The following is a 7,201-nucleotide window of genomic DNA, read 5'->3' as shown; positions in this document are numbered from 1 at the left end:
GTTCCAGAAGGTTATGAATTGAACAGCTACCGTACAGCAGCATTTGACCTAGCTAATACAGATCATCACGAAGACTTTATCGCTGTTGATAAAGTTCAAAAATCTGAGAAGCCAGGTGAAGATCAACCAAAAGAGGAAAAACCAGAAGCACCAAAAGCAGATGATTCTCAAAAAGAAGAACAAGGTAAAGATGGTTCTAATGCTTCAGATAAAGGAGCTAAAAAAGTTGCTGATAAATCAGAAGTAAAAGCATCAGCTGCTAAAGCAACAGCTTCTTCTGAAAAAGCAGAAGCATCAAAAGCTGCGAATAACGATCAATTGCCAAGTACTGGTGAAAAATCATCATCAACAGCAGTTGTAGCAGGTTCAGCTATTGCACTTGCTTCACTAGGTTTTGCAGCATCACGTCGTCGTAAAGAAGACTAATCCTCTTTACTAGACCCTTAGAAAAACAATTTAGTGCCCATACGATTTTACAACAAGGTTATCTCATTGATGAGGTAACCTTGTTTTCTATTTTATTAGTTGTAGTGGACGCCTTGATAAAGATTTAGAGAAAATAAGTTAGTCCTCTTTTATGTTTCTATTTTGAAGTTCCATCGGCGAGCATCTTGAGTTGGAAGGCATTAACACTTCTTGTTATTTAAACTTTGTTTGTTAGTCTTTTTAGCGAGTGTACTGATGATCTCTAATTTAGGATTAGTTGAATCAAGAGTGTCCGTGAATTAATCTTCGCGCTTTTTAAACGTTTTGCGGATAGTCATCCTTCAGTTTATCTACCTAGTTTTGGTTTCGGTGTGGATAATCTGCTGTAAAGTAAATAACTCCTTTACATTGTCTTTTTTAATCAAATGAAATCAGAGGTGTCTCAGGGCACATGAGATTTTTTCGACACTCAAAAACTCTATAGTGGGTGTATCCACTGTTGGAAAATGCCAGGGAACTACTTAGCAAGCTTGATTTATTTTTTAGAGAGTTAGACTTTCTTAGTCTTTATTGGTTTGAAATGCGTTTGATGTCGTTATAGCTTGAAACTATATACTCGTCTAGTAATTGCCAAATAGCTAAATGGGATTTGCCATGTTAAAATAGATGAATATCTTGATAAAAGATAAGTCCTATGTTTGAGGGGAAAATGATGCCTAATAAACTCTTGGTTTTGCAGTCAGATTTTGGTTTGGTCGATGGAGCGGTTTCGGCTATGATTGGGGTGGTTTTGCAAGAAGACCCTAGTCTTGGTGTCCACCATTTAACGCATGATATCACACCGTACAACATTTTTGAGGCTAGCTACCGACTTTTTCAGACCATTGAATACTGGCCTGAAGGGACAACATTTGTCTCTGTTGTCGATCCAGGTGTTGGGTCATCGCGTAAGAGTGTCGTTGCTTTGACAGAACAAAATCAATACATTGTTACGCCTGATAATGGAACCTTGTCGCATATTAAGCGCCATATCGGTATCAAAGCAGTTCGGGAAATTTCTGAAGTGGCTAATCGTCGTCGAAATACGGAGCATTCTTATACCTTCCATGGTCGGGATGTCTACGCCTATACCGGTGCAAAGCTAGCTTCGGGACATATTTCCTTTGAGGAAGTTGGTCCGGAACTTTCTGTTGATAAGATTTTGGAAGTGGCAGAAGTGGAAACGCAGCTGTCAGAAGAGCGCGTTTCAGGAGCTATTGATATTTTAGATGTTCGCTTTGGTTCCTTGTGGACTTCGATTAGTCGTGAGGAATTTCAGTATTTATCACCAGCTTTCGGTGATCGTTTCGAGGTGACCATTTCTCATCATGACCTCTTGATTTATCAAAATCAAGTTACTTACGGCAAGTCTTTCGCAGATGTGGGTCTAGGACAGCCTATTTTATATATTAACTCACTCTATCGTCTTGGCCTAGCAATCAATCAAGGGTCTTTTGCAAAAGCCTACAATGTTGGTGTTGGCTCAAGCTGGCACATTAGTATCAAAAAGATTACATAAAAGGATTTTTTAGATTATGAAAAACAATTCTATTAAGACGGTCGTTGCCACAGGAATTGGCGCAGCACTTTTTGTCATTATTGGGATTTTGGTTAATATTCCGACTGCTATCCCTAATACCAGTATCCAGTTGCAGTACGCTGTTTTGGCTTTATTTGCTGTGATTTATGGACCGACGGTTGGTTTTTTCTCAGGTTTTCTTGGACACGCTCTCAAGGATGCTCTTCAATATGGCTCACCGTGGTGGACTTGGGTGTTGATTTCAGGGCTTGTTGGCTTGGTCATTGGTCTGATTAGTCGCAAGATTGATATTAACAAGGGCTATGTAACGACCAAAGATTACCTTCTTTTTAATGCTACACAAGTACTGATTAATGTCTTTGGCTGGGGCCTTCTGGCACCTTATGCTGATGTGATGATATATAGCGAGCCATCAAGTAAAGTTTATGCGCAAGGTCTTTTATCAGCCCTTGTTAATCTACTAACAGTTGGTATCGGAGGTAGCCTGTTATTGGCTCTCTACGCTAAAACACGCACTAAAAAAGGAAGTTTGACTAAAGATTAAGGTTTGACAGAGACGCAATGGAGTAATGGCTAGATGCTTATCGGATTGCCCTGCTCCCCTATTTGCTTTAATGAGAGAACAAAAATGACAAACGCTATTTGTTTTAAAAATTTTTCGTTCACCTATGATGCTCAGTCTGAGCCAACCCTAAAAGGGATTAATTTGACGATTGAGCAAGGTGAAAAGGTTTTGATTTTAGGTCCCTCAGGTAGCGGAAAATCTACCTTAGGTCAATGTTTAAACGGTATTATTCCTGGGACCTATTCCGGCAGTATATCTGGAACATTAAAAATTGCTGGTCAAGAGGCTGAAAAAATGTCTATCTATGATCGGTCTTTTTTGGTGTCTACTGTTTTGCAGGATCCAGATGGCCAGTTTATTGGACTTAGTGTAGCAGAAGATGTTGCTTTCGCCTTGGAAAATGATGGCGTGGCTCAAAGTGAGATGATAGGGCGTGTGTCAGATTGGACAGAGCGTCTAGACTTAAAAAATCTGATTCATCATCGCCCTCAGGATTTGTCGGGGGGTCAAAAGCAAAGGGTGAGCCTAGCTGGTGTCTTGATAGATGAGAGTCCTATTTTACTGTTTGATGAGCCATTGGCAAACTTAGATCCCAAGGCAGGTCAAGAAACCATGCAGTTAATTGATCGCATGCATCAGGAAGTTGGTGCAACAACCATTATTATTGAGCATCGTTTAGAAGATGTTCTGGAGGTTTCTATTGACCGTGTTGTGTTGATGGCTAATGGGGAAATTCTTTATAATGGGAACCCTACTGACTTGTTGGCTAGTAGATTATTAGTTGAAAATGGAATTAGAGAACCGCTCTATCTGACGGTTTTAAAATCATTAGGACTTGATATGAGTTCTTATGACAATTTAGCAGATTTACAGAAAATGACGTTGCCGGCATTGAAACTGCCGGTAATCCAAACTGAAGTCGCCTCTCAATCAGGAGCAGCTTTATTTGAAGTTAGACAGCTAAGCACTGGGTATGACTCTGAAAATCCTGTTTTAGAGGACCTATCTTTTTCAGTTTTGAAAGGGGAACTTTTGGCTGTGGTTGGCAAGAATGGTACTGGAAAGTCAACGCTGGCCAAGGCGCTATGTGCTTATCTGCCTATAAAAGGTGACTTGATATATGAGGGTCATTCTATCATTGGTGATTCCATTAAAGAAAGAGCTGAGCGGATTGGTTATGTTTTACAAAATCCTAATCAAATGATCAGCCAAACCATGATTTGGGATGAAGTAGCATTGGGACTTCGCTTACGTGGACTCAAAGAAACTGAGATAACCAGGCGTGTCGAGGAAGTCTTGAAAGTTTGTGGACTTTATCCTTACCGCAAGTGGCCGATTGCAGCTTTGTCATTTGGTCAGAAGAAACGCGTGACTATTGCAGCTATTTTAGTTTTAAACCCTCAAATGATCATTTTAGATGAACCCACGGCAGGTCAAGATCAGCGAACTTATCAAGAAATCATGTCATTTCTTAAAGAGTTAGGTGCAGCTGGTCACACTATTGTCATGATTACGCATGATATGCAGTTGATGCTAGACTATGCTGATCGCTGTCTGGTTGTGAGTGATCGTACCATTATTGCTGATGACAAACCGCAGATGATTTTATCTAATCAAGCCCTAATCAAAAAAGCCCATCTCAAGAGGACTTCTCTCTATGATTTAGCTCAAAAAATCGGGCAGGCTCCTGAGACAGTCACTGCTTACTACCAATCCTTAAAAGGAGGTGTCTGACATGGCTAATCGCTTGCTAGGTTATCGACCGGGCCCAGGCTTTTTATACCAGTTGTCTGGAACAAGTAAATTACTTTTTTTCATTTTGGTTTCAGTAGCTGTGATGACTAGCTATGATACTCGATTTCTAGTCATTATAGGTTTGGCATCGCTTGCTTTGTTTAAAAAAGCCGGTATCCAGTGGAAAGAGGTTTCCTTCGTTTTTGCTTTTGTTGGCTTCTTTGCCCTCTTAAACGTCGTTATGATTTATCTTTTTGCGCCACAGTATGGGGTGAGCTTGTATGATTCTAAAACGCTTCTCATAGATGGTCCTGGGTCTTATGATGTGACTTTAGAAGAGCTTTTTTATCTCTTTAACGTGGCTGTCAAGTATGTATCAACACTTCCTTTAGCTGTTATTTTTCTACTCACCACACACCCTAGCCAGTTTGCCTCCAGCCTCAATCAATTAGGACTTCCTTATCGTTTTGCTTATGCCGTTAGCTTGACGATGCGTTACATTCCGGATTTACAAGAAGATTTTGGGACTATCCGAAAAGCTCAAGAGGCTAGGGGCTTAGAGTTGTCTAAGAAAGCATCGTTGTTGACCAGAATTAAAGGTAATATCCAAATGATGACACCACTGATTTTTTCATCTTTAGAACGCATCGAAACTATCTCTACTGCTATGGAATTGCGTCGCTTTGGCCGCTATCGCAAAAGGAGCTGGTATCAAGCTAAAGCGTGGACCAGGAAAGATACGCTCCTAATTATTATCAGTCTCATTATAGTTGCGATAGCTATCTCGTTGTTCTATGCGAATGGAGGGAGATTTTATAATCCGTTTTGAGAAAAGCCCGCTTGTATTGCTACAAGTGGACTTTTTTAGTCTATACTTACTTTATAGATTGTTTGATAGCTGTTAGTCTCGTTAGCTTTCAAAACTGGAGAAGGGAAATTGGGGATGTTAATAGCATTTGGGAAAAATTGTGTTTCGAGGCAGAAGCCATGACGTTTGCCATAGGTTGCTTGATTTTTTCCGGGGTGGTTATTGAGAAAATTACCTGTATAGAACTGGACTCCTGGCAAATCAGTAAAAGCTTCCAGTTTGATGCCAGTTTTATCCCCAACAACTGTCGCAAAAGCCGTTTGTAAATTTGGATTATCTAGGACAAGATTATGATCGTATCCGCCGGCAAATTGTAATTGGTCAAAAGCTTGATTGATATCCTGTCCGATGGTTTTAGGCTTTCTAAAATCAAACGGTGTACCTTCGACATTGACAATCTGTCCCGTAGGAATGGATGTCGAATCTTTAATTGGAGTATAGGCGCTAGCATTTAATTGAAGAAGATGATTCTCGATACTACCAGAAGCGTGGCCATTTAAGTTGAAGTAAGAGTGGTTAGTCGGGCTTAATGGGGTATCTTTATCAGATAATGCTTGATAAGTTATTCTTAGCTGGTTATCATCAGTAAGCTGGTAGGTGATTTTTAAAATCAAATGTCCTGGATAACCTTGATCGCCATCAGGACTATCTAGTTTGAAAGTGACTTGATTATTTGATTCATCTAAGGCTTCGACTTCCCAAATACGTGTTTGATAGCCCTTGGGGCCACTGTGCAGGTTGTTGTTTCCTTCGTTTTTATCAATTTGGAACGTTTCCCCATCGAGTGAAAAACTGGCTGTTTCTGTCCGATTGGCAACACGTCCAACACTGGCTCCAAAGTAGGTGTCGGTATTATCAAAGTATTCTTCGATAGTGTCAAAACCCAAAACAATGTCTCGTTGTTTTCCATTTTTATCTTGAGTATTGAAGTTGAGAAGCGTTGCCCCTAGATTGGAAACAATAACAGAAGTTTCTTTATTATTCGACAAAATAATGTTGGTAATAGTGCCCTTAGTAGTTTCGATGTCTTGTGTTTGTAGCATTTGTGGTTCCTTTCTGTGATACGTAAAAATCAAAATTGATGTCTTGAGGATGGTTGCCCCAATTTTCACCAAAAATAGTTAATCCACCATATCGGTTTTCAATTTGTCCCACTTCGAGTCTAAAAGTGATAAAATCTTCGTTTTCAATTTTAGTTTCTGTCAAATTGTGGTCAGAAACTTTGACACCATCGATGGAAGTGTCGGAATGGTTGATGCGAATATGTTTTAAAAGACCATACTGGCTGAATTCATCTGCCCACCAAGATGGTGTGTAGACACCTCGCACATCTGAAAAATTACCAGGGATGGTCATAGTACCAATTGGGATACTGTTTAAGATAAGTTTTAAACTGGTTGGCCAAGTATTATTGGAAATGGGAAATTCTGAGGCGACTTCTAAACTGATGTCGAGCATTTCTATTTTGTCACCATTTTTTAAAGGTTTGGGAATTTTGTACTCCAAAAATCCTTGACTAAGCCAGATAAGACTGGCATCAACTCTGTTTTGATTGAGAAAAGATTTCGAATCATCAATGCGTCCAATTACTTTTTGGGATGTGGCTAAACCACAAGAGGGAGCAGCTGAAAAGTCTAAGAAATGTCCAATTCGGACACTTTCTCGGATTTTAAAGAGTTCGGGGAAAACGCATTGCGGAAAATGTATGTTAATAGTATCAGTATTCAAACTGACAAATTTTTGCTTCCAGAATTCATTTTTTCCATAAGTCAAGGAAATCAAATCAGCGTTTTCTAAAATTTTGAGATGTTTACTAAGACTCGAAGAGCTGATTTGCAACTTCTTTTTTAAGCGATTGATAGGAATGTTTTGAAATTCAATCAGTTCAATAATTTTTAAGCGATCAACGTGTGATAAAGCTTGGAAGATAGATAATGCTTTTTCATTTTGCTGTTTAATATCTATATCCATATGGATCTCCTTTAAGCAGTATAACATTATTATAAAACGCTTTCTTTCAAAAGTCAAT

Annotated in this window: 7 protein-coding genes; 5 read left to right on the top strand and 2 right to left on the bottom strand. The window is 39.4% G+C overall.

Annotated elements, in window-relative coordinates; translation table 11 throughout:
- The 5 genes from ABP870_RS07845 to ABP870_RS07825 all read left to right on the top strand — a co-directional run.
- Positions 1 to 426, top strand: a 426-nt coding sequence (locus ABP870_RS07845; RefSeq protein WP_350014899.1) for an LPXTG cell wall anchor domain-containing protein, incomplete at its 5' end; no start/stop codon positions are given.
- Positions 427 to 1,138: 712 nt separating this feature from the next.
- The gene (locus ABP870_RS07840; protein WP_350014898.1) at positions 1,139 to 1,984 is read left to right on the top strand and encodes an SAM hydrolase/SAM-dependent halogenase family protein; all 846 of its coding nucleotides are present in this window, start codon (positions 1,139 to 1,141) and stop codon (positions 1,982 to 1,984) included.
- 16 nt (positions 1,985 to 2,000) lie between these two features.
- Complete coding sequence (locus ABP870_RS07835; protein WP_350014897.1) at positions 2,001 to 2,549, top strand: ECF-type riboflavin transporter substrate-binding protein; 549 nt, start codon at positions 2,001 to 2,003, stop codon at positions 2,547 to 2,549.
- An 84-nt stretch (positions 2,550 to 2,633) separates the two neighbouring features.
- Entirely contained in the window at positions 2,634 to 4,304 is a 1,671-nt protein-coding gene (locus ABP870_RS07830) for an ABC transporter ATP-binding protein (protein ID WP_350014896.1), read from the top strand.
- 1 nt (position 4,305) lies between these two features.
- The gene (locus ABP870_RS07825; RefSeq protein WP_350014895.1) at positions 4,306 to 5,133 is read left to right on the top strand and encodes an energy-coupling factor transporter transmembrane component T family protein; all 828 of its coding nucleotides are present in this window, start codon (positions 4,306 to 4,308) and stop codon (positions 5,131 to 5,133) included.
- Between the two features lie 35 nt (positions 5,134 to 5,168).
- Here ABP870_RS07825 and ABP870_RS07820 read toward each other — a convergent pair whose 3' ends face one another.
- Both ABP870_RS07820 and ABP870_RS07815 read right to left on the bottom strand, forming a co-directional pair.
- Positions 5,169 to 6,215 carry an aldose epimerase family protein gene (locus ABP870_RS07820; protein WP_350014894.1) on the bottom strand — a complete coding sequence of 349 codons (1,047 nt, stop codon included), beginning with the start codon at positions 6,213 to 6,215 and terminating at the stop codon, positions 5,169 to 5,171.
- Entirely contained in the window at positions 6,184 to 7,143 is a 960-nt protein-coding gene (locus ABP870_RS07815; RefSeq protein WP_350014893.1) for an ArsR family transcriptional regulator, read from the bottom strand. Before ABP870_RS07815 ends, ABP870_RS07820 begins: the two co-directional genes overlap by 32 nt.
- Between the last annotated feature and the right edge of the window lie 58 nt (positions 7,144 to 7,201).

The organism is Streptococcus jiangjianxini, assembly GCF_040225085.1.
Taxonomy (GTDB): domain Bacteria; phylum Bacillota; class Bacilli; order Lactobacillales; family Streptococcaceae; genus Streptococcus; species Streptococcus jiangjianxini.
The sequence above is the reverse complement of the archived record's forward strand: the minus strand, read 5'-3'. Positions and strand labels throughout refer to the sequence as shown.